The organism is Burkholderia sp. Ac-20379, from assembly GCF_017104645.1.
GTDB lineage: Bacteria > Pseudomonadota > Gammaproteobacteria > Burkholderiales > Burkholderiaceae > Burkholderia.
The window spans coordinates 1-2058 of record NZ_JAAGPF010000622.1; the positions used below are offsets into that span (position 1 = coordinate 1).

General features: G+C 71.3%; 3 protein-coding genes. 1 reads left to right on the forward strand and 2 read right to left on the reverse strand.

Going from position 1 to position 2058, the window contains the following annotated elements:
• Nucleotides 1–325, reverse strand: a 325-nt coding sequence (locus G3N92_RS33300) for a winged helix-turn-helix domain-containing protein (RefSeq protein WP_206131755.1), incomplete at its 3' end; no start/stop codon positions are given.
• A gap of 96 nt (nt 326–421) precedes the next feature.
• Here G3N92_RS33300 and G3N92_RS33305 point away from each other — a divergent pair.
• Nucleotides 422–1099: a pyridoxamine 5'-phosphate oxidase family protein gene (locus G3N92_RS33305; RefSeq protein WP_241015190.1), complete on the forward strand. Its 678-nt coding sequence runs from the start codon at nt 422–424 to the stop codon at nt 1097–1099.
• Here G3N92_RS33305 and G3N92_RS33310 read toward each other — a convergent pair.
• On the reverse strand, nt 1100–2058 hold a 959-nt coding region (locus G3N92_RS33310), incomplete at its 5' end, for a hypothetical protein (RefSeq protein ID WP_206131757.1).

Below are 2058 nucleotides of genomic sequence, written 5' to 3' on the forward strand. Positions count from 1 at the left end.
GGGACAGCGGCGGCAGGGCCAGCGGCGCGGCCTGGTCGGCGCGTGCGGGCGGCAGCCCGGTGCGCGCCACGCGCGTGCCTTGCCGGTCTGCGATCACGAAGCCTTCCGCGCCGAGCCGCTCGTAGGCGTGCAGCACGGTGTTGCGTGCGATGCCGAGCGCTTCGGCCAGCGTGCGCGAGGAGGGCAGCGCGGTGTCGGCGTCGATGCGGCGTTGCAGGATCGCCTCGCGCAGGCTCGCATAGAGGCGGTGCTGGCGCGTCGGGCGGCTGTCGCCGTGGAGCGCGGCAGGGGCGGTGGCCGTCGACAGCAGAACGCGGAAATCCATCGTGGTTCCAAAAAAGAGGGGGGAGCTGGATCTACGCATGGTGCCATGATTTCCGTATCGTCCGGAATCTTCCCCATCGTCTTACGGAGTTCCGCCATGACCGCTGCCGTCGCGCCCGCCGCCGCGCCTTCCGATCGCACCCGCATCCGCCGCGTGGCGCAGCGCGCCAGCTACGAACGCACGACGCTCGAAGCGATCGTCGATGCGGCGCACGTCTGCCACGTCGCGTTCGCCGACGCCAACGGCGTGCACTGCATTCCCACTGCCTGCTGGCGCGACGGCGCGCACCTGTATATCCACGGATCGAACGGCAGCCGCATGCTGAAGCTGGCCGCGGCCGGCGCGCAGGCCTGCGTGACGATCACGCATCTCGACGGCCTGGTGCTCGCGCGCTCGGCGTTCAATCATTCGATGAACTATCGATCGGCGATGATCTACGGCAGCTTCGAGGTGGTGCCCGACGCCGACAAGGCGCATGCGCTCGACGTGTTCCTCGAGCAGCTCGCGCCGGGGCGCAGCCGCGAGGCGCGGCCCGGCAGCGCGAAGGAGCTGGCGGCCACCACGGTGTTGCGGATCGGGTTCGGCGAAGCCGTGACGAAGGTGCGCACCGGCGGCCCGAACGACGACGAGGCGGATTTGGCGCTGCCCTTGTGGGCCGGCGTGCTGCCGTTCGGCGTGGCGCGCGTCGCGCCGGTGCCGGATGCGGGGCCGGGCGCGATGCCCGACGCCGCGCCCGGCTATGTGCAGGATTGGGAAGCGACGATCGTGGCCTGATCAGTCGGCCGTGTCACCGCCCTTCGGCACCTTGCGCCAGGCGGCGCGGCCCGGCAGCGGCGACCATGCCGGGCGCTTCGCCGCGGCGGTGTCCACCACGAGATAGCGGCCCGCATCGGGCGTGGCCTCGCGCGGCGCGTCGCCGTCGTGCAGCACGCGCGGCACGTCGCCTTCGGCGGCGCGCGTTTCATAGTCGGCGTCGAGGATGCCGTGCCGGTCGAGGAACGCATTGAGCGAGCCGGGAATCCGCACGCAGCCCTTCGAATGGCGGATGCCGAGCAGCGGTTCGAGCTTGTCGGGATCGGTCGAATGCATCTGGAAGCGCATCGGCGAGGTGCCGCCCTTGCCCCAGCCGCGCTGGCCGTTCACCCAGCCGAAATCGAAGATGCGGCGCCCGCGCGCGCCGTAGCCGCGAATGCCGTTCTCGTTCTCGGTGCCTTCCGCGCGGAAATCCATGTTGACGGGCGAATGCTCGAATACGCCGGTCGGCGATACGAAGTGGTCGTACTGGCCCGGCAGGCCGGTGCCCACCGGCGACGCGCCGATCCATTCCCACTGGTTGGCCGGCGTTGTGCGGAAATAGACGAACAGCGCCTGCACGTTGCGCGCGCGATCCACCAGCACCACGTATTCGCCGGCCAGATCGGCGTGGCCCTTCGCGGCCAGCGCCTGCTGCAGGCGCAGTGCATAGGCATGCTGAACATCGGCGGGCACGTCGAGCCGGCGCGTGACCTCGCTCGCATAGGCATTGCGCATGGCGACGGCGCGTTGAGTGATCGCGACGGCTTCGTCGGCATTGGCCGGGGCGGGATGGAACACGGGCGGCGGCAGCACGGCCGGGACTTCGGGGGCGTCCGCGGCGGAAACCGGCGCCGCGCTCGAAGCCGGCGCGGCTGACGAGGCCGTGCTGGGGGCGCTGGCGGCGGACGACGCGCTCGAGGCCGGCTTGGCGGCGGAGG

Excerpts from the sequence above, each read along its gene's own strand:
- G3N92_RS33305 (WP_241015190.1), top strand. The coding sequence starts at position 422 with ATGACCGCTGCCGTCGCGCCCGCCGCCGCGCCTTCCGATCGCACCCGC.